The organism is Nonomuraea sp. CX421, from assembly GCF_059358955.1.
In genome coordinates this window covers 142,559-167,593 of sequence record NZ_JCADBK010000012.1, presented here as the reverse complement: position 1 = coordinate 167,593, position 25,035 = coordinate 142,559, and the positions used below count along the sequence as shown (strand labels likewise).

The window sequence follows — 25,035 nt, the reverse complement described above, 5'->3', positions numbered from 1 at the left end:
AGGGAGATCATCCATGCCTTACAGCGCCGACCTGGACATCCGGGTCACCGACTCGTCGCTGCGCGACGGCTCTCACGCCAAGCAGCACCAGTTCACGGTCGAGCACGTGCGCTCCATCGTGGCCGCGCTCGACGAGGCGGGCGTGCCGGTCATCGAGGTCACGCACGGCGACGGCCTGGGCGGCTCGTCGTTCAACTACGGCTTCAGCCACACCCCCGAGCAGGAGCTGATCAAGGCCGCGGTGGCGACCGCGAAGCGGGCCAGGATCGCGTTCCTGATGCTGCCCGGCCTCGGCATCCAGGACGACATCCGCGAGGCGGCCGACAACGGCGCGAGCATCTGCCGGATCGCCACCCACTGCACCGAGGCCGACATCTCGGTCCAGCACTTCGGCCTGGCCAGGGAGCTCGGGCTGGAGACGGTCGGGTTCCTGATGATGGCGCACAGCCAGCCGCCGGAGGTGCTCGCCAAGCAGGCCCGGATCATGGCCGACGCGGGCTGCCAGTGCGTGTACGTCGTCGACTCGGCCGGCGCGCTGATCATGGAACAGACCGGTGACCGGATCGCCGCGCTGGTGGCCGAGCTCGGGTCCGACGCGCAGGTGGGCTTCCACGGGCACGAGAACCTCGGCCTCGGCGTCGCCAACTCGGTCATCGCCGTGCGCGCGGGGGCCCTGCAGATCGACGGCTCGACCCGCCGGTTCGGCGCGGGCGCGGGCAACACGCCCGTCGAGGCGTTCGCCGCCGTCACCGAGCGGCTCGGCATCCGCACCGGCATCGACACCCTCAAGATCATCGATGCCGCCGAGGACGTCGTACGCCCGATCATGGACGGCGAGTGCCAGCTCGACCGGCTGACGCTCACCATGGGCTACGCCGGTGTCTACTCCAGTTTCCTCAAGCACGCCGACCGCCAGGCCGCCAAGTACGGCGTGTCCGGAGCCGAGATCCTCATCGAGGCCGGGCGCCGCAACCTCGTCGGCGGTCAGGAAGACCAGCTCATCGAAATCGCAGTCGCCCTCGCGGCGAAGAAGTGAGAGAAGCCATGGCCAATCCGGTACTCGAAGCGGTCACCCAGCGGGCCGAGGAGATCAGCGCGCTCGGCCCCGCGAACGAGGCACTGGGCAGACTGGACGACCAGGCGGCCAAGGTGCTGCGCGAATCGGGCGCCATCCGGATGCTCCAGCCGTCCGGGCACGGCGGCCTCGAACTGCACCCGCGCGAGTTCGCCGAGACCGTCATGAAGATCGCCAGCCTGGACGGCTCGACCGGCTGGGTCACCGGCGTGGTCGGCGTGCACCCCTGGGAGATGGCCTTCGCCGACCCCAAGGTGCAGCAGGAGATCTGGGGCGAGAACCAGGACACCTGGATCGCCTCCCCGTACGCGCCGATGGGCATCGCCCGGCCGGTCGACGGCGGATACGTCTTCAACGGCCGCTGGCAGTTCTCCTCCGGCACCGACCACTGCGACTGGATCTTCCTCGGCGGCATGCTCGGCGACGCCGACGGCAACATGGCCAAGCCGCCCACGTCGCTGCACCTGATCCTGCCGCGCTCCGACTACGAGATCGTCGACGACTCCTGGGACGTGGTCGGCCTGCGCGGCACCGGCAGCAAGGACATCATCGTCAAGGACGCGTTCGTCCCCGACTACCGGGTGATCCCGTTCTCGAAGGTGGTGGACGGCACCGCCGCCAGGGAGGCCGGGCTCGTCAACCCGACCTACCACCTGCCGTTCTCCGCCGCGTTCCCGCTCGGCATCAGCGCCTCGGTGATCGGCATCGCCGAGGGCGCGCTCGCGCACCACCTGGCGTACCAGAAGGGGCGAGTGCAGATCACCGGCACCAAGATCAAGGACGATCCGTACGTGCTCTACGCGATCAGCGAGGCGGCGGCGGACATCGCGGCGGCGCGCTCGGCGCTGCTCGACAACGTCTCGCGCATCTACGACGTCGTGGCCACCGGCCGCGAGGTCACCTTCGGCGAGCGGGCCGTGGGCCGCCGCACCCAGGTCCAGGCGGTCTGGCGGGCGGTCCGCGCGGTGGACGAGATCGTGGCGCGCTCCGGCGGCAACGCCATGCGCGTGGACAACCCGATCCAGCGCTTCTGGCGCGACGCGCATGTGGGCCTCACCCACGCGATCCACGTGCCGGGCTCGGTCTTCCACGTCTCCGCGCTGACCGAGCTGGACATCGAGCCGCCGCAGGGGCCGATGCGTTCGATGATCTGAGTCGGCATGAGGGTCGAACGAACGCGCTAGCTTGTGAGCGTGGGGCTCAAAGTGCTGATTTCGGTGGACATGGAGGGCATCGCCGGCATCGTGCATCCGGCGGAGATCAACCCGGAGCGGTACGAGTACGAACGGGGCCGGAGGTTGATGACGGCGGCGGCCAACGCCGTCGTCGAGGGGACGCTCGATGCCGAGCCGGCCGCCGAGGTGCTGGTGGCCGACTCCCACGGCCCCTACCGCAACCTCCTGCCCGAGGAGCTCGACCGGCGAGCCCGCCTGATCCGCGGCAAACCCCGCGAACTGGGCATGCTGGGGGGCTTACAGGCCGGTGCCCAGGCGGCGATGTTCGTGGGCTACCACGCACGCGCGGGAGCGGGCGGCGCCGTGCTCGCGCACACCATCGCCGACGCCATCCTCGACGTCCGTGTCAACGGCCGCTCGCACGGCGAGATCGGGATCAACACGTTGCTGGCGGCCTCGTACGGCGTGCCTGCCGTGCTGGCCAGCGGAGACGTCGCCGCGTGCGAGGAGTTCGGCGCACTCGTGCCCGGGGCCGTCACCGTGCCGGTCAAACGTGGACTCGGCCAGCTCGCGGCCGACACCCTGCACCCGGAGGAGGCGCGAGACCGCCTTCGGCAGGGCGCCGGCCAGGCGATCCGGCTGCACGCCGGCGATCCGCCGGTTCCGGTGCCCGACCCGCTCCACGTCGAGGTCGACCTGCACCAGCCGCGTTCGGCGGAGCTCGCCGCCCTCGTTCCCGGCGTGGTCCGGAAGAACGGGCGCACCGTGGCGTTCGACGCCGAGACGATGGCGGCCGCCTACGGCCTGCTCCAGCTCATCGTGCTGCTCACCCAGATCGGGCCGTGAGTGCGGCACGTCCGGGGATCAGCTGGCCCGACGGACCGGTGCCGGTGCCCTTGAACGAGGTGGGCCGCAAAGCGCAGGGCGCAGGAAACCCCGCGGGCCCGCCCCTCCTTCGGAAGGGCGGGCGTTGTGCTGTACGGCCGGAGCGGCGACCGAGCTGCGTGAACGGTCAGCCTGTTGGCTGGAATGGATGTGTCGGATGGCGCCACTCGACGTCGGAAACAAGCTCTCCCGGCGGGTTGTGCGACACGACCCCGACCCCCCACTTTCGGACGGGGTAACCGATGGTTCGACTATAACAGTCAGTATTCCCCTGACCGTTGACGTCGTAGTAGTAGATGGGTCCTTGGGTGCCTTCCGGGTCTACTGCGATGGCAGGGCTCCAGTCATCAAACGTGGTATCGCACACCACGAATGAATAGCTATCTCCGCCATTGTGGCACCACGTAGTTCTGCCGATGTAATGAGGCCAGTACCAATACTCCCAGCCGGTGCACTGCTGGGCGGCGGAGACCTCGGCCCCTTGCCCTCCCCTGCGCTCGGGCGCTGGAGCGCCCGGCGAACCAGATGCCGGTGCCGGTGAGATGGTCGCGGCTGCCAGCGCGACCATCGCCAGCGACACGAGCCGGATGATCCATCGCCGTAAGCGAGTTTCTCGCGCCGGCGGGTGAGATGGCGAGTTGCTGAATGATGCGATCACTGTTCCCTGTTCCTGTCAGAAAGGCTGACACGATAGGCTCTATTCGCAAGAGCAGCCTAGGGTCGTAAGTAAAGATGCGGCCGTGGCATCTCGATTTATCCGACTGCCTCCTCTCCATCGGGATTCGTCGGGATTTCCCTACAAGCATGTATGCTCGGCCGCCGTCACTCTTTCGAGCCAGTGCACATCTCTTCAGTCTGCGCGCACTGGCGCGCACTGCTGGCGGAACTGACGCGGTGAGAGGCCGTAGGCGGTGCGGAACGCTTGGCTGAAGTGGGCGGGGCTGGTGAAGCCCCACCGGGCCGCGATCTCGGTGATCGAGTGACCGGCCAGCCGAGGATCGCCCAGGTCACGCCGGCAGTGCCGCAGGCGGCGCTCGCGGATCCAGCCAGCGACCGTGTGCCCCTCCTGCTGGAACAGCTTGTGCAGATAGCGCAGCGAGATGTGGTGCGCTGCGGCGATCGCATCCGGGGTCAGGTGCGTGTCGCTGAGGTTCCGCAGGATGAAGGCGTGGATTTCGGCCGTCAGCGCGCGCTGCCTGGTGTGCGGTGGCACCGCGCTGCGGGCGTCCAGTTCGCCGGCGAGCGCCGCGGCCAGCACGTCCAGCGTCAGCGTGGACAGCCGGATGGTGTCGGCCGGGGTGAACTCGTGCAGACGCCGGGCCATCTGCAGCAGGAACTGCGAGGACAGCGCGCCGACGCCATGATCGCCGGGGACGCGCACCGCGGTCAGAGACTTCAGGTCCCGGTCACGCATCGGCAGCGACGAGCGCGGGAATTGCAGGACCAGCACGTGGCATGCCGGGTCTCCCGGTGCCAGCGTGGTCACGTAGGGGTGCGAACTGTGACGTAGGAGTAGATCTCCGACTTGTAAGGCCGCGTGCCGGCCGTCCTGCTCCACGGCCACGCGACCGCGTACGGCACAGGTCAGGAAGAAGGCCTCAGGATCTGACTGACGAATCAGCTTGGGCGTGCGATGGACGGATAGCGGCGTCGTGGTCAGCAAGAGCGCGCGCATGAGGCCGAGTCCGCTGAAACTGGCCTGAGCCTGAAATCCACTTTCTTGGTGCGATTCGCAGCGCGCGTCGAGAGGCACCCACATTTTCGCGCTGACCTCGCGCCAGGCGGCGAACCGGTCGTTCGCGGGGATCTCGGTGGTGCTGACCACATCCATGACGCCACCACAGTGTCGACAGCCGGGACGTCCATCATCGGCGAACGCCCCCGTGTCATCATCCGCCGCCCGGCGTAGGTGCGGATACTCCTGTCGTTCGGCCGAACTCGCGATCCAGTGTGATATATGGGTGTCGAACTCCGCGGCCTCGCCGACGCCGAGCCGCAACTCCTGCTCGCCGGCCGCGGCGATCGCCGTCGGCCCGTACGTGACGGTCGTCAGGAGGCGTCGAGGTCGGGGGCCCAGGCGACGCCGTTGATGTGCGATCCGCCGTCCACGAAGAGCGTGTTGCCGGTGAGGTAGCGGGCGTCCTCGCTGGACAGGAACAGCACGACGGGCGCGATGTCCTGCTCCGGGTCGCCCATCCGCCCCATCGGGTTGGACCGGTCGGCCGCCGCGGCGAGCTCCGGGTTCGCCGCCATCCTCCGGTTGAACGCCGCGCTCTTGGCGCCGGGGCAGACCGCGTTGACCACGACCCCGGTGGGCGCCCACTCCCTGGCGGCGGTGCGGGTGAGCGCCCGCAGCGCCTCCTTGGCCGAGTTGTACTCCAGGGTGCCCATGTGGGCGTTGACCCCGTTCAGGGAGCACATGTTGACCACGCGGCCCCAGCCCTGCCTCTTCATGTGCGGGAACGCCGCCCGCATCGCCCAGAACGGCCCGTAGTAGCCCATGGCGAAGCCCCGGCCGAGTTGTTCGTCCGTCTTGTTCTCGACCCGGCCGAGCCCGCCCACACTGCCCCAGGCGTTGTTGACCAGGATGTCGACCCCGCCCCAGGTCCGCACCGCGACGTCCACCATGGCCTCCACCCGCGCCCTGTCGGTGACGTCCGTGGCCAGGAACCGGGCGTCGGCCCCGAACTCATCGCTCAGCTCCAGGGCGGTGCGCCGGCCGGTCTCCTCGTCGATCTCGGCCACGAGGATCCGCGCGCCCTCGGCGGCGAAGCGGCGGGCCACGCCCCTGCCGATCCCGTCGCCGCCACCGGTGATGATCGCCGTCCGCCCGTCCAGCCGCCCGGTGCCCATGAGGCCCGCCTCCCGCTCGTCGAAGTCGAAAACTCGGATCGGGTGGAACCTAGCGCCGGACCGAGGGACGCCTCGGATGGATTCCGATCACCGGGATTCCCCGTGGGCGGCCTCATGATCCCGTACCGGACCTGGAGGACCGGCCCGGACGGGCGGTGACTCTCACTCAGCGGGAGGCTGGGGGCGGTCCCGGGCGGTCTCTGCCACCTTGGGGTGGACATGAGGCCGCCACGGACCGGAGGGCTCGATGCTCGACCTCTACACCGGCAGATTGGATGGGGGAACGTGACGCAGATCCGAGGACTTGGTTATCTCAAGGTCCAGACGCGTGACATCGACCGCTGGCGCGAGCTCGTGATCGACGGGCTCGGATTCGCGGAAGGATCCGGGCCCGACCCGGACACCCTGTACCTCCGGATGGACGAGCGCCAGGCACGCCTCATCGTGGTGCCCGGCGACACCGACCGGGTGCTCGCCGTCGGCTGGGAGGTGCGCGACCAGTTCGCGCTCGCCACCGTCGGCCGGGCCGTCGAGGCGTCCGGCACGCCGGTCAAGATGCTCGACGAGCAGCAGGCCGCCGAGCGCGCGGTGGAGCAGGTCATCACGTTCACCGACCCGGCCGGCGTCCCGGTCGAGATCTTCTTCGGTCCGGTGCTCGACCACAGCCCCGTCGTCACCGGGATGGCGCAGAAGTTCGTCACCGGGCCGCAGGGGATGGGCCATGTCGTGCTGCCCACCACCGCCATGGACGAGACCGTCTCCTTCTACACCGAGGTGCTGGGCTTCCTGCCGCGCGGCGCCATGAAGGTCGGCGGCGGCCGGCCGCCCGTCCGGCGGGTCCGCTTCCTCGGGATCAACCAGCGCCACCACAGCCTGGCCATCTGCCCCGCGCCCTTCGCGGGCGACCCGGGGCTGGTGCACCTGATGGTCGAGGTCGACAGCCTCGACGCGGTCGGGATGGCGCTCGACCGGGTGGGCAAGAGCAGCTTCTCCATCTCCTCGACGCTGGGCCGGCACACCAACGACAAGATGGTCTCCTTCTACGTCCGCGCGCCCGGCGGCTGGGACATCGAGTACGGCACCGACGGCATGCTCGTCGACGAGGCCTACTACACGGCCGAGGAGATCACGGCCGACAGCTACTGGGGCCACGACTGGTCCGGGTCCGAGCCGCTCGCCGCCTTCGTCCCCAAGTCCGTCCCCACGTCCTGAACGGATCCCCATGAAGCGTGTGCCGCGAGGGAGGGGCGTCGCGTGACCGCCACGCCCTCGGTGGAGCCCGTGAGCGCCGGCTCGCTGACGGGTTTCGACCATGAATGTGACGTGCTCGTGGTCGGGTTCGGCTGCGCCGGCGCCGCCGCCGCCTTCGAGGCCGCGGCGGCGGGCGCCGACGTGCTCGTGCTGGAACGCGCGGGCGGGCCCGGCGGCTCGTCCGCGATGTCCGGCGGCGAGCTCTACCTCGGCGGCGGTACGGCGCTGCAGAAGGCCTGCGGGTTCGACGACGACCCGGACAACATGTTCGCCTACCTCAGGGCCGCCCTCGGGCCGCACGCCGACGAGGAGAAGCTGCGGCTCTACTGCGACGGCAGCGTCGAGCACTTCGAGTGGTTCCGCGCCCGGGGCCTGACGTTCAACGAGTCGCTGTACGACGCGCCGAGCTGGATGCCGCCGACCACGGACGGCCTGATGTGGCTGGGGGAGAACGCCCACCCCTACAACACCCTCGCCCGCCCGGTGCCGCGCGGCCACCGGCCGGCGACCGAGTCCTTCGGCGGCTGGCTGATCATGGAGCGGCTGGTCGCCGCGGCCAGGGCCGCCGGGGCGACCGGCCACGAGGACACGCGGGCCACCAACCTGGTCGTGGACGACGACGGCCGGGTCATCGGGGTCGTGGCGCACCGCTACGGCGACCCGGTCACCTACCGCGCCCGCAGCGCGGTCGTGCTCACCACCGGCGGCTTCGTCGACAACGAGGAGATGCTCGCCCACCACGCCCCGGTGCTCCTCGGCCACGGCAAGGTCAGCGCCGGCCTCGACGACGGGAGCGGCATCCGGATGGCCACGGCGCTCGGCGCGGCCACCCGGCGGATGGCCTCCGTGGAGGTCGCGCTGACGGCGCTGCCCGCGATGCTGGTGCGCGGCCTGCTCGTCAACGGGCTCGGCCAGCGGTTCATCAACGAGGACGTCTACCCTGGCCTGTTCAGCCACGCCGCCGTGGTGCACCAGCCCGGACCGTACTGGGCGATCATCGACGAGGAGGGCTTCGAGGACATCCCCGCGCGCGACCTGTGGGGCGTGCGGCCGCGCCACGTCACCGAGACCCTGGCCGAGCTGGAGGAGGCGCTCGGCATGCCGCCCGGTGCGCTGGAGGCCACCGTCAGCGCCTACAACCGGCACGCCGAGCACAAGCGGGACCCGTACTTCCACAAGGACCCCAAGTGGCTGCGGCCGCTCCGGCCGCCGTTCGCCGCCGCCGACCCGCGCGGCGGGTTCGGCGGCCGGGAGGAGCAGGGGACCGGCGTGGCCGGCTTCACCCTCGGCGGGCTGCACACCACCGTCGACGGCGCCGTGCTGAACCAGTCGGGCCGGCCCATCCCCGGCCTGTACGCGGCCGGCCGGGCCGGGGCCGGCATCCACGGCCAGGGGTACGTCAGCGGCACCTCGCTCGGCGACGGCACCTTCTTCGGCCGCCGCGCGGGCCGGCACGCCGCGACGGCCGAGTAGGCGAGCACCCGAAAGGCGGCCCACCCATCCGGGTGGGCCGCCTTCTTCGCGTGGCACGCGCGAGGGCTCAGCTCGGGGGCTCAGCTCGGGGGCGGGACGAGCCGCCTGGTCGCCTCGTACGCGCCGCGCACCAGCTCGGCGCGGGCCGGGCCGCTGCGCTTGACGGTGGCGGCGTGGTTGCCGCCCGCGACCCAGACCGGGCCGTCGGCGAGATGTTCCAGACCCTCGCGCGCCACGTCGTCGGGGTCCGCGATGTTCAGCCCCGGGAGGTCCATCCGCAGCCCGGCGCGTTCCATGGCCGGGGTGCGGGTGATGCCGAGGACGAGTTCGAGCACGTGCACGCCGTGCTCGCCGAGCTCCTGCCAGAGCCCCTCGGCGAAGATCCGGCAGAACGCCTTGACCGCCGAGTAGACGCTGATCTGCGGCTGGCCCAGATAGCCCGCCAGCGAGCCGACCAGCAGGACGCCACCCCGGCCGCGTTCCCTCATCAGCGCGCCGAAGTGGTGCACCAGCGCGAGCTGCGCCGTGATGTTGAGGTCGATCACGTCGCGGAACCGGTCCAGGTCGCCGGTCACGAACTCGTGGCCGTAGCTGTTGGCGCCCGCGTTGTAGATCAGCAGGCCGACCTCCAGCTCGTCGGTCACCGCGCGGAGCGTCCGCAGGGCGTCCGGGTCGAGCAGGTCGAGCTGGACGGTGCGGACCTCGACGCCCGTCGCCCGGACCTTCGCCGCGGTCTCGTCGAGCGGTCCGGGCTTGCGGGCGATCAGCACCAGGTTGAACCCGGCCTCCGCCAGCAGGCGCGCGAACGACGCGCCCACCCCCTCGGAACCGCCGGCGACCACGGCCCAGGGGCCGTACACGTTCTTGTCGATCACTCTTGCCCGTCCTCCGTCCCGGCGTCGGGCACCGTGACCACGCCGTCCAGCACCGCTCGCCTGATCGAGTCGGACAGTGCCGCGCACCCCGTGAACGCCTCGCCGTTCGGCCCGCCGCCCGGAGCGGCGGCACGCCGTTCCAGGCAGGCGTTCACGGACTCGGAGTCCCACTGGATGCTGGTCTGGTGCCAGCTCGCCTTGCGCACGCCCACGGCGGCGCCACACTGCAGGCAGCTCAGCGGCTGCATGGGCGCGCCGTCGAGCAGCCTGTTGTCCGTGCGGATCGTCATGGTGTCCGGCTTTCCGCGGCCCGCCGCGCCAGGTTCGCCTCGACCTCCTGCTCCCACACCTCGATCGGCCGCGTGGTGTCGAGCTCGAACTCGAAGCGCTCCACCATCTCCGGCCGGACGTCGGCCACGTCCACGTAGAACTGCTCGTACCAGCGGCGGAGCTGGTAGACCGGCCCGTCCTCCTCGCACAGCAGCGGGTTGTCGATGCGCGTCTTGTGCTTCCAGATCTGCACATCCTGGTCGAAGCCCCGCAGGATGAAGTCGCCCAGTTTGACGGCCATGGCATCGGCCGCGCCCGCCGGGAGCTTGTCGCTGCGCCGCACGATGATGCCCGAGTGCAGGACGAACGAGTTGGCGTCGATCGGGTAGTGGGCGTTGATCAGGACGGAGTGGAGGTCCATGTCGTCGTAGTGGTAGGTCAGGTCGTCGATCATGAACGACGGGCCGTGGTAGGACGCGACCGAGGTGTTGCCGCGCATCTGCGGCTCGCCGTTCTTGGCGGGCGGGCGCGCGTCGGGCCGGCCCACGCCCTTCATGATCTGTGTGGCGACCGGGCCCTCGAAGATGTTCTTGAAGTACGTCGGGAACGAGTAGTGCACGTAGAAGAAGTGCGCCATGTCGACGATGTTGTCCACGACCTCGCGGCAGTTGGTGTCGACCACGATCTCTTTCCAGACCCACGTCGTCCACTCGTCGCTCGTGGCGCCCTCGATGCGGGGGATCGTCACCTCGGGCGGCGGTGGGTTGCCCTCCGGGTCGTTCCAGACGAACAGCAGGCCGTCCTGGTCCATCGTGGTCCAGGCGGAGGTGCGGGCGCGCAGCGGGACGCGGCGCGAGTAGGGGATCTTCTTGCAGCGGCCGTCGCCGCCCCAGCGCCAGTCGTGGAACGGGCAGGCGATCTCGTCACCCTTGATCGTGCCCTGCGACAGGTCGGCGCCCATGTGCCGGCAGTAGGCGTCGAGCACGTTGAGCCTGCCGTCGCCGCTCTGGAAGATCACGAGCTTCTGGCCGAAGGCGTTGACGGTGTGCGGTCTGCCGTCCTTGAACGTCTCCGACAGGCCGAGGCAGTGCCAGCCTCTGGCGAATCGCGTGGGCACCGCTTCCGCCTCGATCGCGCGGACGCCGTCGGTGCCGGCTTCTGCTGCAGTCACGTCTATCCAACCCTTCAGGACGCACTTGTCTCCGTTCGTCAACGTAGGAGCTGGGAAGCGCGACCGGACGATGAGTCCCATTGGGCGGGATGCCCCGGACACGCGCAGGCCGGTGCGACGCACCATCATGGACGGCACCTGCCCGACGAGCGCGACACGGAGCGTCAAGACGATGAGTGACGAGGTTCTGGACTCGGTTCGCACGCTACTGCCGAGGTTCGCCGAGCGTGCCCGGTCCACCGACGAGGAGCGGCGGGTCCCGGAGGAGACGATCAGGGAGCTCCTCGACGCCGGGGTCTTCCGGATGCTGCAGCCCAAGCGCTACTCCGGCGCCGAGGGCGACCCGGCGCTGTTCTTCACGGTCGTCCGGGAGATCTCCGCCGTGTGCGGGTCCACCGGCTGGCTGGTCTCCGTGCTCGGGGTGCACGCCTGGCAGCTCGGCCTGTTCGCCGAGGCGGCGCAGGACGAGGTCTGGGGGGACGACCCGGACGTGCTGGTGTCGTCGTCGTACGCTCCCATCGGCCGGCTGACGCCCGTGCGGGGCGGCTACCGGGTGTCCGGCCGGTGGCGGTTCTCCTCCGGGTGCGAGCACGCGTCCTGGGCGCTGGTCGGCGGCCTGGTCGTGGGCGAGCAGGGCAGGCCGGTGGACTTCATGACCGTGCTGGTGCCCCGAACCGAGTACGTGATCGAGGACGTCTGGGACGTCATCGGGCTGCGCGGGACGGCCAGCAACGACATCATCGTGGAGGACGTGTTCGTGCCCGACCACCGCGTCATGCGCAATTACGAGCAGGCGCAGCTGCGCGGCCCCGGCCAGAAGGTCAACACCGGCCCGCTCTACCGGATGCCGTTCGGCAGCATGTTCACGACCACGATCACCGCGCCCGTGATCGGCATGGCGGCCGGCTGCTACCGGTCCTACGTCACCGCGATGCGCGACCGGGTCCGCCTCAGCCTGGGCGGCGGCCGGTTCGCCGAGGACCAGTTCGCCCAGGTCGCGGTGGCCAGGGCCGCGTCGGAGATCGACGCGGCCGTCCTGCAGACCGACCGCAACATCCGCGAGCTGTACGAGCACACCGTCAGGGGCGAGCCGATCCCCATGAAGCTGCGGCTGCGGCTGCGCAGGGACCAGGTCCGCGCCACCGAGCGGGCGCTGGAGGCGATCGACATCCTGTTCAAGACCGCCGGCGGGAGCTCGCTCAGCCGCGGCAACCCCATCGAGCGCGCCTGGCGCGACGCGCACGCGGGCAGTGTGCACGTCGCCAACGACGTCGAACGGGCCCTCGCGATGTACGGCAAGGGCGAGTTCGGCCTGTCCATCGAGGCCGACCTGGTCTGACGGGTTCGCCGGGCACCAGGCGGCCCCGGCAGCGGTCCGGCGCGACGCGGTCCCGCCTGGTGAGGCCGGGCCGCGCCGCGCCGGGAGGCCGGAGGAGAGTCAGCAGGTGGCCGCCGGGGTCTGTCCGGCGAGGATCGTCCTGGTGAAGGCCAGGGCGTCGTCGAAGGACCTCGGGACCGCGCCCCGGTGGTCGGCGCCGTCGTAGACCCGGTACGTGATCTTCGGCGTCTGCCGGCACAGGTCGGCCACGATCAGGTCCGTCGTCTGCTTGGGCACCAGGCTGTCGTGCGTGCCCTGGGCGACCAGGGTCGGCACCGTGACCCGGAGGCCGACGGGTTCCTGCGCCCGCAGGTAGGCGGTGAGCGGGGCCAGGTCGGCGCCCGTCCTGATCACCTGGCTGACGGGGGTGACCGCGGCCACCTCGCGCACCTGGGCCACGCACGCCGTGCGGGCGGCCGCGAGCAGCGGACGCATCTCGTCCGTCAGGATCTCCTCGGGCTTGACGGCCGGCTCGGCGGCCGAGGCGCCGATCAGGATCGTGGGCAGGAAGGCCAGGGCGTCCACGGGCGCGGGCAGGTTGTCCCGGAAGTAGGGCACGGTCTGGCTGAGCCCCCACCCGCCCGGGGCGATCGACACCGCGCCGCGCAGCCGCGGCCCCTTGCCCGGGGCGTTGGCGGCGGCCGTGAACAGCGCGGCGTGCCCGCCCTGGCTGTGCCCCACCGTGAACCAGTCACGCCCCACGCGATGGTCCACCCCGCGCGCCGCGCGCACGATGTCGATCACGGTGTTGGCGGCGCTGCGGCTGTTCATGTACGGGTGCTCGCCCGGCGTGCCGAGCCCTTCGTAGTCGGTCTGCACCACGGCGAAGCCACTGGCCACCCAGGCGTCGAGCGTGGGCCGCATCGCGGACACGTAGGCGTGCGCCGGCCCGTTCTCGTCGTCCTTCGAGGGGGCGCAGACGTCGGCCGTCCCGGTCGTGCCGTGCGCCCAGCTGATCACCGGCCAGCCGCCGCGCGGCGGCGCCGTCTTCGGCACCGACACCGTGCCGGACACCACGACGCGCCTGCCGGTGGCGCCCTCGGAGAGGTAGCTGACGGACCAGGTGCGCGCCGCGCTCGGCAGCGCCGCGCCGCCCTTCAGCGGGCGGGCGGTCAGCAGCTTGCCACGCGGGCCGGAGACCGCCGCGACCCGCGCGCCCTCGGCGGCGTTCCCGGCACCGCCGAGGGCGGTGGTCGCGCCGGTGGGGGCGGCCGCGGTGGCGGTGGTGGTCGCCGAGGCCGCGGGCGTCGTGGTCGCTGTCACGGTCAGGGTGGCCAGGGCCACCGCCGTCGCGCGTCGCAGTAGCGCGGGGGTACGGGGGGATTTCACGAATGATCCTTTCGAGTGGTGCAGGTCCCGGCCATGTCGTGCACCGCCCGATAGGCGAACACCATGGCCGAGCCGATGGGGACGCCCGGGCCGGGGTAGCAGCGGCCGGCGAACGACGCGCTGGTGTTGCCCGCGGCGTACAGGCCGGGGATCGGCCGGTCGTCCCGGTCGAGCACCCTGGCGTCCGGGTCTGTGCGCAGGCCGCCCTTGGTGCCGAGGTCGCTGAGGACCATGCGCGCGGCGTAGAGGGGCGGCCGGTCCACCGGGACCAGGCACGGGTTGCCGTCCGGCGAGGCGCCGGCGAAGAACCGGTCGTAGGGGTCCTCGCCCCGGTGGAAGTCCTCGTCGACGCCGGTGGCGGCGAAGCCGTTGAAGCGTTCGACGGTGGCCGTCAGCGCGTCGCCCGGCACGCCGATCAGCTCGGCCAGCTCGGCCAGGCCGTCGGCCCGTACCCAGGTGCCCGCCGCGAGGTGCTCCTCCGCCGGACGGCCGGGCACCGTGATGGCCGGCAGCCGCCCGCCGTTACGGGAGTCGAAGATCAGGTACGCGGGCACGCGGCCGGGCCCGGCGGCCATCTCGCGGCCCATCCGGTCATACGGCAGCGACTCGTTGGCGAACCTGCGGCCCGACGCGTCGACCATGAGCCCGCCGTGGAAGCCCAGCGTGAAGGCGGCCCCGCCGTCCGGCTGCGCCACGCCGGGACACCACCACGCCTCGTCCATCAGGCCGGTGGCGGCGCCGATCGCGGTGGCGGCCAGGAGCGGCTCGCCGGTGTTGGCGCCGCGCGGGGCCATCGTCCATCCGGCCGCGCCGGGGACGCCGTTCTTCTCGCGCATCGCGTCGTTGCCCTCGAAGCCGCCGGCGGCCAGCAGGACGCCCCGGGCGGCGCGCAGCCGTACCGGGCCGTCGGCCGTGCCGGCCTCGACGCCGGTCACCCGGCCGTCCTCGACGATCAGGCGGGTGACGGAGGTGCCGGTGCGCACGGTGCCGTTCCCCGTCGTGACCAGGGCGAGGAGCAGCCGGCCGATGAGCGCCCGGCCGGCCGACAGCGGACCCTCGGGATGGCCGAGGCCCGCGCGGTCGCGGTCCACCGGCGGGCGGACCAGGGCGGCGAGCTCGCCGAGCCGTTCGGCGGGCAGGTCCAGCGGCACGAAGGAACGTCCGGCGGCCGACCGGCCCGGTGCGGCGAAGTAGTCGGGGAACGGCCGGAACGCGAAGTCGATGGCCGGGTCGCGCTCCAGGAACGCGACGACCTCAGGCGCGGTCTCCAGGAACGCCTCACGCCGCTCGGCCTCCGCCTCGCCCAGCAGGGCCGTGAGGTAGGCGCGCGCCGACTCCGTCGAGTCGCCGATGCCGGCCCGCTGTTGCACCTGGCTGCCCGGCAGCCACACGGCCGCGCCCGCGTAGGCGGACGTGCCGCCCACCAGCGCCGTCTTCTCCAGCACGACCGTGCGCAGCCCGCGCCCCGCCGCGGCGAGCGCGCCGGTCAGAGCCCCGGCGCCGGACCCGGCCACCACCACGTCGTACTCGTCGTCCCACGGTTCGGCGCCCGCCATGACCGTCCCTCCTGCCGATCGCTGATCGCACTGCCCCCAGGCAAGCGCAGGGCAGGGGGTGGCGGCGGCTCCGTCCCACTCACCGGTATGGACGATTGGCGGAGGGGCCGGTGGCCGTGTGTATCGTCGTTCCGACACCAGACGGACAGGGGGAAGCGTGCCACGAATCGCCGAGGTCAGAGCGCCGGCCGAGCCCAGCTCGCCGGAGCAGCGGGCCCGGCACGTGCGCATCCTGCGGGCCGCCGCCCACATCGGGGCCGACAAGGGGCTCGACCGGGTCCAGATGCAGGAGGTGGCCAAGGCGGCCGGTGTGGCCATCGCCACGCTCTACCGCTACTTCCCCTCCAAGACCCACCTGTTCACCGCGGTGATGGCCGAGCACGTCGACCGGTTCGGCGACACCGTCGGGGCGCCCAAGCCGGGCACCGGCCCGGAGGACACGGTCGGCGATGTGCTCGTGTCGGCCAGCAGGCAGTTCCTGCGCCGGCCCGCGCTCGCGCTCGCGATGCTCACCTCCGCCAACGTGGCCAACGCCGCCGCGGTCGCCGACGCCGGCCGGATCGACGCGAGCTTCCGCCAGATCGTGCTGCGCTCGCTCGGCATCGACGACCCGACCGTCATGGACATCACGCTGGTGCGGCTGCTCATGCAGTGCTGGTACGGCGTGCTGCAGTCGACGCTCAACGGCCGGATGTCGATCCCCGACGCCGAGAGCGACATCCGGATCGCCTGCCGGCTGCTGCTCGCCTCGCGGTCGAACGCGGCTCCGCCCTCCCGCTGAACGGGACGCCGCCGCCGTGGCGGATCACGCGCGGATAGCGTGCCGTGACGCGGACGACGGAGGGCTGGCAGTGAACCGATTCGACAGGGTGAAGGTGCTGCTCACAGGTGCCGGATCGGGCATCGGGCGGGCCGCCGCGATCCGGCTGGCCGCGGAGGGCGCGCAGATCTTCGCGCTCGACCGGGGTAAGGAGGGGCTGGCGGAGACCGCGGGGCTGGTGTCCGGGCCCGGCCGGTTCGTCCCGCACGTCACCGACGTGACCGACGAGCAGGCGGTCGTCGAGGCCGTGGCGGCGGCGGCCGGCGAGCTGGGCGGGATCGACGTCCTGGTCAACGTCGCGGGCATCCACCGGACGACGCCGATCGAGACGCTGACGGTCGCCGACCTCCATCTGCTGTTCTCGGTCAACCTGGTCGGCACCGCGCTGCTGTGCCGCGAGGCGCTGCGTCACCTGCCCGACCGGACCGGCGTCATCGTGAACGTCGCCTCGTCGGCGGCCACGCAGGGGACGCCCTACATGACGGCCTACTCGGCGTCCAAGGGGGCCGTGCTGAGCTTCTCGCTGAGCCTGGCGGCCGAGCTGGCGGGGCGCCGGATCCGGGTGGTGCCGATCTCGCCCGGCACGGTGGCGACCCCGCTGACCAGCGGCCTCGAATTCCCCGAGGGGCTCGACCTCCGCTACTTCGGCCGGATCCGCTCGCTGTTCGGCAGCGCCGGCCCGGAGCAGATCGCGGCGGTCATCGCGTTCGCCGCCTCGGCGGACGCCGGCTACCTGACCGGGGCCGAGATCCTGGTGGACGGCGGATCCGGCACCTGAGGGCCCCGACGACCTCGTCAAGGAGCGACCATCAAGGAGCGAGTGTGCGACGAAAGATCGTGGTGACCGGCTCGGCCTCGGGCATCGGCAAGGCGCTGGCCACCTCCCTGCGGGAGCGGGGCGACGAGGTGATCGGCGTCGACCTGAAGGACGCCGACGTGTGCGCCGACCTGTCCACCCCGGAGGGGCGCGGGAAGGCCGTCGAGTCCGTGCTGGGCCTGACCGATGGCGTGCTGGACGGCGTGGTCGCCTGCGCCGGAGTGGCCGGGATGACCGTGCAGACGGTCAGGGTCAACTTCTTCGGCGTGACCGCGCTCCTGGAAGGTCTGCGCCCGGCGCTCGCCCGGGCGCCCAGGCCGCGGGCGGCGGTGGTCGCCTCCATCGCCGCCGTCCAGCCGGTCGATCCGGAGGTGGTGCGCGCCTGCCTCGACGACGCCGAGCCGGAGGCGGTGACGCTGGCCGAGCGCGCCATGGAGCGCGGTGACGGCTGGCGGCTGTATCCGTCGTCGAAGTCCGCGCTGGCCCGCTGGCTGCGCGGGCGGGCGGTCACCCCCGACTGGGCCGGATGCGGCATCCCGCTCAACGCGGTGGCGCCCGGCATCGTGCTCACGCCGATGTCGGCGCCCCTGTTCGAGGACGAGGCGATGCGCAAGGTCATGGACGAGGCGGTGCCCATGCCGCTGAACGGCCACGCCGGGCCCGAGGTGATCGCCGACGCGCTGCGCTGGCTGATCGGCCCGGACAACTCCCACATGGCCGGGCAGATCATCTTCGTCGACGGCGGCGCGGAGGCCACTCTGCGCGGGCCGGACCACATCTGACCGTCCCACGACGGCGCGGAGGCGGCCCGCGCGGGCCGGACCAGGTCTGACCCGTCCCGCGTGGGGCGCCGCCCCTCACCGGGGTGGCGCCCGTCCGGTCAGCGCTGGGTCTCCGTGGTGTCCAGCGCGGCCACGCCGTAGGCGGCATAGGTCCGGTACGGGTCGCGCCCGCTGAAGTACGGCGTGAGCAGCGAGTCCAGCTCGCGCGTGGAGAAGACCCCGTCGGCCGCGGTGAACTTCCGCTCCACGACCGGAGCGGCCATCAGCGCGACCATGTCGCCGTACACGACGAACACCTGACCGTTGATCTCCTCGGCGGCGGGGGAGGCCAGGTAGCTCACGAACGTGCCCACCCGCTCGGGGGCGAGGATGTCCAGCGCGCCCGCCGCGCGCCCGTCGGCGAACACGTCCGCCGTCATGCCGGTGCGGGCCCGGGGGCAGATCGCGTTGGCCCGCACCCCGTACCTCGACAGGCCCTGCGCGGTCGACAGGGTCAGCGCCACGATGCCGGCCTTGGCGGCGGAGTAGTTGGGCTGTCCGGCGGAGCCGAAGAGGAACGCCTCGGAGGAGGTGTTGATCACCCGGCCGTAGACCGGGCCGCCCGCCGCCTTGCTCGCCGCCCGCCAGTGGACGGCCGCGGCCCGGGAGACCGAGGCGTGCCCCTTGAGGTGGACGCGGATGACGTCGTCCCAGTCGGACTCGGTCAGGTTGAACAGCATCTTGTCGCGGAGCACGCCCGCGTTGTTGACCAGGATGTCGAGACCGCCGAACGTCTCGACCGCCGTGTCGACCAGCCTGTCGCCCAGGGACCAGTCGCCGACGTCGCCGCGCACCGCGACGGCCTCCCGGCCGAGCGCCCTGATCTCGTCGGCGACCTCGTCGGCGGCCGGCCCCATGTCGTTGACGACGACGTTCGCGCCGTGCGCGGCGAGCGCCAGCGCCTCGCTGCGTCCCAGGCCGGCGCCCGCGCCGGTGACGACGGCGGTCCTGCCCTCCAGGCCGGTGTTCGAACTCATCTGCGGCTCCTGCTCGGTCGGCTCGTCTGGCCAGGCGAAACTAGTATTCATTCTGTTTTCGCCCAAGTGGGCGTCCCGTTGAGTGGACGCGGCCGGTGACACTCCGGACCACGCCGAGAGGCTGGTCTGATGGTCGCGCGGACCACTCAGCGGGACTCGTACCGGAAAGAATAGAAATTCATTCTAGTCTCGACCGCACCAAGGTTGATCGTGGCAAACCCCCGCTAACGAGGAGAAACAATGGCTGAGGCCGTCATCGTCGACGCGGCGCGGACGCCGGTGGGCAAACGCTATGGCGTGCTGTCGGGGCTGCACCCCGCCGAACTGCTCGGCATCGCCCAGAAGGGGCTGCTGGCGCGCAACGGGATCGCGCCCGACGCGATCGGGCAGGTGATCGGCGGCTGCGTCACCCAGGCGGGCGAGCAGTCGAACAACGTGACCCGCCAGGCCTGGTTGCACGCCGGCCTGCCGTACACCACCGCGTGCACCAGCGTCGACTGCGCCTGCGGATCCTCGCAGCAGGCGGTGCATCTCGTCGCGGGGCTGATCGCGTCCGGCGCCATCGACGCCGGCATCGGCTGCGGCGTCGAGTCGATGAGCCGGGTCTTCCTCGGCCAGGCGCTCACCCCCGAGACCGGCAGCCCCCGCCCGGACTCGTGGTCCATCGACCTGCCCGACCAGTTCACCGCGGCGGAGCGGATCGCCCGCAAGCGCGGCCTGACCCGCGCCGACGTCGACGGGCTGGGCCTGCGTTCGCAGCGGCTCGCCGCGCGGGCGTGGGCCGAGGGACGCTTCGACGGGCAGATCATCGAGGTCGAGGCGCCCGTGATGGGCGCCGGGGGCCCGACCGGCGAGACCGCCGTGATCACCCGCGACCAGGGACTGCGTGAAACGACCGCCGAGGGCCTGGCCAAGCTCAACCCCGTCCTCCCCGACGGCGTCCACACCCCCGGCAACACCTCGCAGATCAGCGACGGCGCGGCGGCCGTGCTGCTGATGTCGGCGGATCGGGCCAAGGCGCTCGGCCTGCGGCCCCGGGCCCGGATCGTGGCCTCCGGCATGGTCGGCTCAGACCCCTACTACCACCTCGACGGTCCGGTCGACGCGACCGAGCACGTCCTGCGCAAGGCCGGCATGTCGCTCGGCGACATCGACCTGGTCGAGATCAACGAGGCCTTCGCCTCGGTCGTGCTCTCCTGGGCGCAGGCGCACGAGGCCGACCTGGACAAGGTCAACGTCAACGGCGGCGCCATCGCCCTCGGGCACGCCGTCGGCTCCACCGGCGCCCGCCTGATCACCCAGGCCCTGCACGAGCTCGAACGGTCCGGCAAGGCGACCGCCCTGATCACCATGTGCGCCGGCGGCGCCCACGCGACCGCCACCATCATCGAACGGATCTGACGCCCCATGACCATCGGACTGACCGAGGAGCATCGCGACCTGCGCGACGCGGTGCGCGCCTTCGCCACCCGCGAGATCACCCCGGAGGCGGTGCGCGCGGCGGTCGACGCCAAGCGCGAGGAACTACCGGCCTTCTGGCCGGCGCTCGCCGAGCAGGGGCTGCTCGGCCTGCACCTTCCCGAAGCCGATGGGGGAGCGGGCTACGGTCTGCTCGAACTCGCCGTCGTCGCCGAGGAACTGGGCCGCTGGGTCGCGCCCGGGCCCTTCCTGCCCACCGTGCTGGCCGGAGCCGTGCTGCGGCGCGCGGGACACCGGGCCCACCTGGCCGGGCTGGCCTCGGGCACCACGATCGGCGCGGTCGGACTGCGGCCGGGCGGGCTCACGCTCACCCGGGACGACACCGGGCGGCTGACCCTGTCCGGCGTCTCCGAGCCGGTCATGGGCGGCCACGTCGCCGACCTGTTCGTGCTCCCCGCGGTGGACGCCCGCGATGCCGTGGATGGCAGGAGCGCCCCGGACCGCCGGGACGGCCGGGAGGTCATCGACGGCCTCGGGACGGTGTGGGTGGTGCTGGCCCGCGCCTCGGTCGAGGTCGAGGACCTGCGCGGCCACGATCTGACCCGCAGGCTGTCGCGGGTCACCGCCGCGGATCTCACCGTCGCCTCCGCAGACGTGCTGACCGGCCTCGCTCCCGGCGACGTGCCCGATCTGGCCGCGACTCTCTTCGCGGCCGAGGCGTCCGGCATCGCCGACCGGGCCACCGCGACCGCCGCCGACTACGCCAAGGTGCGCCACCAGTTCGGCCGCCCGATCGGCCAGTTCCAGGGCGTCAAGCACCGCTGCGCCCGGATGCTGGTGCGCGCCGAGCAGGCCAGGGTCTGCGCCTGGGACGCCGCCCGCGCCGCCGACGGCATGGATCGCGGCGGGGACGCCGCGACCGGCACGGCCGACGCCGGCCTCGACACGAGCCGCGCGGAGGCGTCACTCGCCGCCGCCGTCGCGGGCGCGACCAGTGTCGAGGCCGCCTTCGCCACCGCCAAGGACTGCATCCAGACGCTCGGCGGCATCGGGTTCACCTGGGAGCACGACGCGAGCCTCTACCTGCGGCGCGCCCAGACCCTGCGCATCCTGCTCGGCCCCACGCCGTGGTGGCTGCGCCGGGTGGCCCGCCTCACCCTGGACGGCGTGCGCCGCGGCCTCGGCGTCCAACTGCCGCCCGAGGCCGAGGACGTCCGCGCCGGGATCCGGGCCGAGCTGCGGCCCGCGCTGGACCTCACCGGCCAGGAGCGGCTGGCCTACCTTGGCGAGCACGGCTACGCGGCCCCGCACCTGCCCGCCCCCTGGGGCAAGGACGCCGACGCGGTCACCCAGCTGGTGATCGCCGAGGAGATGCGCTCGGCCGGGCTCAGGGCCGCCGCGCTGATCATCGGCGCCTGGGTGGCGCCGACCCTGATCGCGCACGGCGACGCCGCGCAGCAGGAGAGGTTCCTGCCCGCGACCATGCGCGGCGACCTCGTCTGGTGCCAGCTGTTCAGCGAGCCGGGCGCCGGCTCCGACCTGGCCGCGCTCACCACCCGCGCCGAGAAGGTCGAAGGCGGCTGGAAGGTCACCGGCCAGAAGGTCTGGACCTCCATGGCCCGCGAGGCGCACTGGGGCATCCTGCTGGCCAGGACCGACCCGTCCGCGCCGAAGCACCGGGGCCTGTCGTACTTCCTGCTCGACATGCGCAGCCCCGGCATCGACATCCGGCCGCTGCGCGAGCTGACCGGCGACGCGCTGTTCAACGAGGTGTTCCTGGACGAGGTGTTCGTCCCGGACGAGATGCTCGTCGCCCGGCCGGGCGACGGCTGGAAGCTGGCCCGCACCACCCTGGCCAACGAGCGGGTCTCCCTGTCGCACGACTCCTCGCTCGGCAGCGGCGGAGAGGCCCTGCTCGACCTCGCGGCGGCCCGGCCGCACGAGGTGGACGACGAGCGGCTGACGAGGCTCGGCGCCATCCTGTGCGACGCCCAGTCGGGCGGGCTCCTCGGCCTGCGCACCACGATGCGGTCACTGACCGGGCAGCAGCCCGGCGCGGAGTCCAGCGTGGCCAAGTTCATCGGCGTCGAGCACGTACAGGAGGTCTGGGAGACCGCGATGGAGTGGCTCGGCACGGCCTCCATCACCGGTGAGCGGGGTGAGGTCCCCGACGCGGCCTGGCGCTTCCTCAACGCCCGGTGCATGTCGATCGCCGGTGGCACCACCGACGTGCAGCTGAACATCATCGGCGAACGACTGCTCGGCCTGCCCCGCGACCCGGAGCCGGTCGCGCCCGCGGGGGCCGCGTCATGACGCCCGAACGGCCCGAGCTCACCGCGACGCCGCGCAACAAGGGAGTGGACGAGGCGGTGGCCGCGGCCCGGCGGGTGATCGCCGCGCTGCTGCACGCGGGCGACCGCTCGGCCGCCGAGATGTCGACGATGGCGGACCGGCTGAACGCCGTCGCCGACCACCTGGAGGAGCACGCGCCCGCCGTGGAGGAGCGGATGATCGACATGTGGCGGGGCGAGGGCGTGACCCGGCACGACCCCGTGACCGGGCCGGAGAACGCGCTCGCCCCGCCACTGCACCTGCACGGCAAGCAGGACGGCTCCATCGAGGGCGTCGTCGTCCTGGGCATGCCCTACCAGGGGCCGCCCGGCTACGTGCACGGCGGCGTCTCCGCGCTGCTGCTCGACCACACGCTGGGCGTGGCCAACCACTGGGCGGGGCCGTCGGGGATGACGGCGGAGCTGACGCTGCGCTACCACCGGCCGACGCCGTTGTTCGAGTCGCTGACCGTGACGGGACGGCAGGTCTCCGTGGACGGCCGCAAGATCAGGACCGTGGGCACGATCAGCGCCGGCGGGGAGGTCGTCGTCAGCGCCGAGGGCCTGTTCATCGACAAGCAGCTGCCGCGCCCGCGCTGACCGGCCCGCTGTCGGCCCGCTGTCGGGCCCGCTGTCGGGCCCGGAAGAGCCCAGGCCGTCCCGGACGGCCTGGGCTCTTCGCGTGGCGGCGGCAGGTCAGTGCGGCGCGATGGAGCGCTCGACCTCGCCCCGGATCACCTTGCCCGTCGGGTTGCGGGGGAGTGGTTCGGTGGTGATGCGCCACCGGGACGGGACCTTGAAGTAGGCCAGCCGTTCCCGCGTGTACGCGGCCAGCTCCTCCTCGCCGGTGGGCCGCCCGGCGGAGGTGACGACGACGGCCGTGACCTCCTGCCCCAGGTCGGGGTGGGGGGTGCCGATGACGACGCACTCCAGCACGCCGGGGTGCTCGGCCAGGACGTTCTCCACCTCGGCCGGGTAGACGTTCTCGCCGCCGCGCAGGATCAGGTCGGAGCGGCGGGTGGTGAGCCGCAACCGGCCCTGCTCGATCACGCCGATGTCGCCGGTGTGCAGCCAGCGGTCTTCGCGGATGGCCCGCGCCGTGGCCTCCGGATCCTCCCAGTAGCCGAGCATGACGAACGGGCTGCGGACGCAGATCTCGCCCTCCTCGCCCTCGGGCAGCGCCCTGCCCTCCGGGTCGCGGACCTCCACCCGTACGGTCGTGATCGGCCTGCCCAGCGTGCCCGGCGCCTCCGCCAGGTCCATGGGGCTCGCGGCGGCCACGGCGGTCGACGTCTCCGTCAGGCCGTAGCTGTCGACCAGGGCCTGCCGCGCCACCGGGAACGCCGCGCGCAGCCGCTCCTTGAAGGCGGGTGACGACGGCGCGGACGCCAGCGCGAAGGAGGTCAGCGAGGACAGGTCGTACCCGCTCAGGTCGCCGTGCTCGATCAGCCGCTTGGCCATCGTGGGCACCGCGCCCCAGTTGGTGACCCGCTCCTTCTCGATCAGGCGCAGCACCCGGTCCACGTCGAAGGCGCCCTCGTGCAGGACGACGGTGCTGCCGTTGGCCAGCCGCGGCACGGCCAGGTTGTGCAGGCTCGCGATGTGGAACAGCGGCAGGACCAGCAGGTAGCGCCGGTCCATCGGGTCGGTCGGGTCGCCGAACGCGCGCAGCAGCGCGTCGTTCATGCGGTGGTACTCGATGACCGACGTCAGGTTGCGATGCGAGTGCGTAGCGCCCTTCGGCCGGCCCGAGGTGCCGCTCGTGTAGAGGATGACCGCCGGGTCGTCGTCGCCGGCGTCGTACGGGGCCAGCGGCTCGTCCGGGTGCAGGCGGGCCAGCCGGGGGATGTCCTCCTCCAGTGTCAGGACCGTGGCGCGGCCGCCGACCGCCGCCACCCGCTTGGCGTCGGCGATCACCAGCTTGGGCGTGGTGTGGCCCAGGGCGTACTCGGTCTCCCGGGGCGACCACCAGGCGTTGTAGCCCACGGCGATCGCGCCGGCGGCCACCGTCGCCCAGAAGGACAGGATCCAGCCGGGGGAGTTGGCCGCGTCGATGGCGACCCGGTCACCCGGCCGGACGCCGTGGTCCTCACGCAGCGCCCTGGCCAGCGAGGCGACCTGACGCGCGTGCTCGGCGAAGCTCAGCCGCCCGTCCGCGGTCACGACGTAGTCGCGCTCGCCGAACCGGACGGACTCCGCCAGCACCTCACCGAGGTTGCGCCGGCGGTTCGCGAACACCGTCATACGGGCGCCGAGCACCTCCTCCTCGGCGAGTTCGAACTCGCCGCCCGGTCCGGTGAGGCGTGTCATGATCTCCATCGCCGCGGTTCTCGGATCTGTCGGCGTGCCCATCAGCTCCCTCTCCCACCGACGCGTCGCTACGCCGGTGTGCCTTCTGGCCGCTCATTCTGTCCATCGGCGGTCACACCGGGGAGCGGCTCCCGCTCAGCGGGATCGTGTGACGGGAGCCACACCTCACCGTGTCCCTTTCGTGATCGATAGGCGACTCCCGGTGAGCGGGACAGCCGATCTCCAGGAGAGCAAGGTCACATCACTATGG

At 72.1% G+C, this 25,035-nt stretch carries 21 protein-coding genes; 12 read left to right on the top strand and 9 right to left on the bottom strand.

The window, feature by feature from the left end; translation table 11 throughout:
- Positions 1 to 13: 13 nt before the first annotated feature.
- From dmpG to AC5L3X_RS22540, 3 genes are read left to right on the top strand one after another with little or no spacing between them, the layout of a single operon-like run.
- Complete coding sequence (gene dmpG / locus AC5L3X_RS22550) at positions 14 to 1,036, top strand: 4-hydroxy-2-oxovalerate aldolase (RefSeq protein WP_494859358.1); 1,023 nt, start codon at positions 14 to 16, stop codon at positions 1,034 to 1,036.
- Positions 1,037 to 1,044: 8 nt separating this feature from the next.
- Entirely contained in the window at positions 1,045 to 2,229 is a 1,185-nt protein-coding gene (locus tag AC5L3X_RS22545; RefSeq protein WP_494859356.1) for an acyl-CoA dehydrogenase family protein, read from the top strand.
- Positions 2,230 to 2,268: 39 nt separating this feature from the next.
- Complete coding sequence (locus AC5L3X_RS22540) at positions 2,269 to 3,096, top strand: M55 family metallopeptidase (protein ID WP_494859354.1); 828 nt, start codon at positions 2,269 to 2,271, stop codon at positions 3,094 to 3,096.
- Between the two features lie 889 nt (positions 3,097 to 3,985).
- Here the strand turns inward: AC5L3X_RS22540 and AC5L3X_RS22535 are convergent.
- Positions 3,986 to 4,966, bottom strand: coding sequence for a helix-turn-helix domain-containing protein (locus AC5L3X_RS22535; protein ID WP_494859352.1), 981 nt, complete (start codon positions 4,964 to 4,966; stop codon positions 3,986 to 3,988).
- Positions 4,967 to 5,184: 218 nt separating this feature from the next.
- Complete coding sequence (locus tag AC5L3X_RS22530; protein ID WP_494859350.1) at positions 5,185 to 5,988, bottom strand: SDR family NAD(P)-dependent oxidoreductase; 804 nt, start codon at positions 5,986 to 5,988, stop codon at positions 5,185 to 5,187.
- 285 nt (positions 5,989 to 6,273) lie between these two features.
- Between AC5L3X_RS22530 and bphC the strand changes: the two genes are divergently transcribed.
- The gene (gene bphC, locus AC5L3X_RS22525; RefSeq protein WP_494859349.1) at positions 6,274 to 7,200 is read left to right on the top strand and encodes a biphenyl-2,3-diol 1,2-dioxygenase; all 927 of its coding nucleotides are present in this window, start codon (positions 6,274 to 6,276) and stop codon (positions 7,198 to 7,200) included.
- 42 nt (positions 7,201 to 7,242) lie between these two features.
- Positions 7,243 to 8,712: an FAD-dependent oxidoreductase gene (locus tag AC5L3X_RS22520; protein ID WP_494859347.1), complete on the top strand. Its 1,470-nt coding sequence runs from the start codon at positions 7,243 to 7,245 to the stop codon at positions 8,710 to 8,712.
- Positions 8,713 to 8,792: 80 nt separating this feature from the next.
- Here the strand turns inward: AC5L3X_RS22520 and AC5L3X_RS22515 are convergent, their stop codons facing one another.
- The 3 genes from AC5L3X_RS22515 to AC5L3X_RS22505 are packed head-to-tail and all read right to left on the bottom strand — an operon-like array spanning position 8,793 to position 11,028.
- Positions 8,793 to 9,587 carry an SDR family NAD(P)-dependent oxidoreductase gene (locus tag AC5L3X_RS22515; RefSeq protein WP_494859346.1) on the bottom strand — a complete coding sequence of 265 codons (795 nt, stop codon included), beginning with the start codon at positions 9,585 to 9,587 and terminating at the stop codon, positions 8,793 to 8,795.
- On the bottom strand, positions 9,584 to 9,877 hold the full coding sequence (locus tag AC5L3X_RS22510; protein ID WP_189125799.1) for a ferredoxin: 294 nt from the start codon (positions 9,875 to 9,877) through the stop codon (positions 9,584 to 9,586). The genes AC5L3X_RS22515 and AC5L3X_RS22510 overlap by 4 nt, the downstream gene beginning before the upstream one ends.
- A complete protein-coding gene (locus AC5L3X_RS22505) occupies positions 9,874 to 11,028 on the bottom strand; it encodes a 3-ketosteroid-9-alpha-monooxygenase, oxygenase component (RefSeq protein ID WP_494859344.1) in 1,155 nt (384 codons plus the stop codon). Before AC5L3X_RS22505 ends, AC5L3X_RS22510 begins: the two co-directional genes overlap by 4 nt.
- A gap of 172 nt (positions 11,029 to 11,200) precedes the next feature.
- Between AC5L3X_RS22505 and hsaA the strand changes: the two genes are divergently transcribed.
- Positions 11,201 to 12,367 (top strand): 3-hydroxy-9,10-secoandrosta-1,3,5(10)-triene-9,17-dione monooxygenase oxygenase subunit, encoded by a 1,167-nt coding sequence (gene hsaA / locus AC5L3X_RS22500; RefSeq protein ID WP_494859343.1) that lies wholly within the window; start codon positions 11,201 to 11,203, stop codon positions 12,365 to 12,367.
- A 99-nt stretch (positions 12,368 to 12,466) separates the two neighbouring features.
- On the opposite strand, the gene AC5L3X_RS22495 is transcribed toward hsaA, so the two are convergent.
- Complete coding sequence (locus AC5L3X_RS22495) at positions 12,467 to 13,735, bottom strand: alpha/beta hydrolase family protein (RefSeq protein WP_494859342.1); 1,269 nt, start codon at positions 13,733 to 13,735, stop codon at positions 12,467 to 12,469.
- A complete protein-coding gene (locus AC5L3X_RS22490) occupies positions 13,732 to 15,291 on the bottom strand; it encodes an FAD-dependent oxidoreductase (RefSeq protein WP_494859341.1) in 1,560 nt (519 codons plus the stop codon). Before AC5L3X_RS22490 ends, AC5L3X_RS22495 begins: the two co-directional genes overlap by 4 nt.
- Before the next feature lie 157 nt (positions 15,292 to 15,448).
- Here AC5L3X_RS22490 and AC5L3X_RS22485 point away from each other — a divergent pair, with 157 nt between their 5' ends.
- The 3 genes from AC5L3X_RS22485 to AC5L3X_RS22475 all read left to right on the top strand — a co-directional run bounded on the left by AC5L3X_RS22485 (position 15,449) and on the right by AC5L3X_RS22475 (position 17,710).
- Positions 15,449 to 16,072 (top strand): TetR/AcrR family transcriptional regulator, encoded by a 624-nt coding sequence (locus tag AC5L3X_RS22485; RefSeq protein ID WP_189125796.1) that lies wholly within the window; start codon positions 15,449 to 15,451, stop codon positions 16,070 to 16,072.
- Between the two features lie 70 nt (positions 16,073 to 16,142).
- Positions 16,143 to 16,889, top strand: coding sequence for an SDR family NAD(P)-dependent oxidoreductase (locus AC5L3X_RS22480; RefSeq protein WP_494859339.1), 747 nt, complete (start codon positions 16,143 to 16,145; stop codon positions 16,887 to 16,889).
- A 44-nt stretch (positions 16,890 to 16,933) separates the two neighbouring features.
- Complete coding sequence (locus AC5L3X_RS22475) at positions 16,934 to 17,710, top strand: SDR family oxidoreductase (RefSeq protein ID WP_494859337.1); 777 nt, start codon at positions 16,934 to 16,936, stop codon at positions 17,708 to 17,710.
- Between the two features lie 98 nt (positions 17,711 to 17,808).
- Here the strand turns inward: AC5L3X_RS22475 and AC5L3X_RS22470 are convergent, their stop codons facing one another.
- Positions 17,809 to 18,726, bottom strand: a complete 918-nt coding sequence (locus AC5L3X_RS22470; protein ID WP_494859335.1) for a 3-oxoacyl-ACP reductase — start codon at positions 18,724 to 18,726, stop codon at positions 17,809 to 17,811.
- 240 nt (positions 18,727 to 18,966) lie between these two features.
- On the opposite strand from AC5L3X_RS22470, the gene AC5L3X_RS22465 reads away from it, so the two are divergent.
- From AC5L3X_RS22465 to AC5L3X_RS22455, 3 genes are read left to right on the top strand one after another with little or no spacing between them, the layout of a single operon-like run.
- Positions 18,967 to 20,127: a steroid 3-ketoacyl-CoA thiolase gene (locus AC5L3X_RS22465; protein WP_494859334.1), complete on the top strand. Its 1,161-nt coding sequence runs from the start codon at positions 18,967 to 18,969 to the stop codon at positions 20,125 to 20,127.
- 6 nt (positions 20,128 to 20,133) lie between these two features.
- Positions 20,134 to 22,458 carry an acyl-CoA dehydrogenase family protein gene (locus AC5L3X_RS22460; RefSeq protein WP_494859332.1) on the top strand — a complete coding sequence of 775 codons (2,325 nt, stop codon included), beginning with the start codon at positions 20,134 to 20,136 and terminating at the stop codon, positions 22,456 to 22,458.
- Positions 22,455 to 23,075 (top strand): PaaI family thioesterase, encoded by a 621-nt coding sequence (locus AC5L3X_RS22455; protein ID WP_494859330.1) that lies wholly within the window; start codon positions 22,455 to 22,457, stop codon positions 23,073 to 23,075. The genes AC5L3X_RS22460 and AC5L3X_RS22455 overlap by 4 nt, the downstream gene beginning before the upstream one ends.
- Positions 23,076 to 23,171: 96 nt before the next feature.
- Here the strand turns inward: AC5L3X_RS22455 and casG are convergent, their stop codons facing one another.
- The gene (casG, locus tag AC5L3X_RS22450) at positions 23,172 to 24,827 is read right to left on the bottom strand and encodes a steroid-24-oyl-CoA synthetase (RefSeq protein WP_494859328.1); all 1,656 of its coding nucleotides are present in this window, start codon (positions 24,825 to 24,827) and stop codon (positions 23,172 to 23,174) included.
- Positions 24,828 to 25,035: the final 208 nt, after the last annotated feature.